Raw genomic sequence first — 629 nt, forward strand, 5'->3', positions numbered from 1 at the left:
CAAACACGGGGCGATTCATTGTTCTATCTGAATTAGTAGTTCCATTTAAATTACCACCTGCCTCTGAGATTATTTTAAAATGCTCTTCGTCAGCAACATTTTCAGATCCTTGAAACATCATATGCTCAAAAAAATGAGCAAAACCTGACTTACCAAGTTCTTCGCGAGCAGATCCAACATGGTAGGTAACATCAACGTGCACTAGTGGATCTGAATGATCTTCATGAACGATAACTGTTAGACCATTATCAAGTTTATATTTTTTATAAGGTATGTTGATATCGTTAGGATTAGCTTGAACAGATTCTATGAGAGTAACGCCTGGAATTGATACTTCTGCTGCGGTATTTTTATCAATTGCTTGGGTTGAGCTATTACAAGCAGCTAACCCTGATGCTAATAATACTGCAAGTGCTATTTTTGAGAGTTTCATTTTTAATTAACTCAATGAGTTTAAGGACTAAGTAGAGTTACAACAAGTTGTATTGAAGTGAAATTACTATGGTTTTGTAACTAAGTGTAAACACTTAATCTTTAAGAGAAAATGATAACTAATTTTATAAGAAAATCTGTGGATATCTTAACAACACTTCACTTCCCTATTGAATAAGTAAGTGGCGTCCCCAAGG

At 34.5% G+C, this 629-nt stretch carries 1 protein-coding gene; it reads right to left on the reverse strand.

Going from position 1 to position 629, the window contains the following annotated elements; translation table 11 throughout:
- A partial coding sequence (locus CWB65_RS19465; protein WP_138741286.1) for a M16 family metallopeptidase occupies positions 1-433 on the reverse strand: 433 nt, incomplete at its 3' end.
- Positions 434-629 lie beyond the last annotated feature (196 nt).

Source organism: Pseudoalteromonas sp. S554 (genome assembly GCF_005930865.1).
GTDB lineage: Bacteria > Pseudomonadota > Gammaproteobacteria > Enterobacterales > Alteromonadaceae > Pseudoalteromonas > Pseudoalteromonas marina.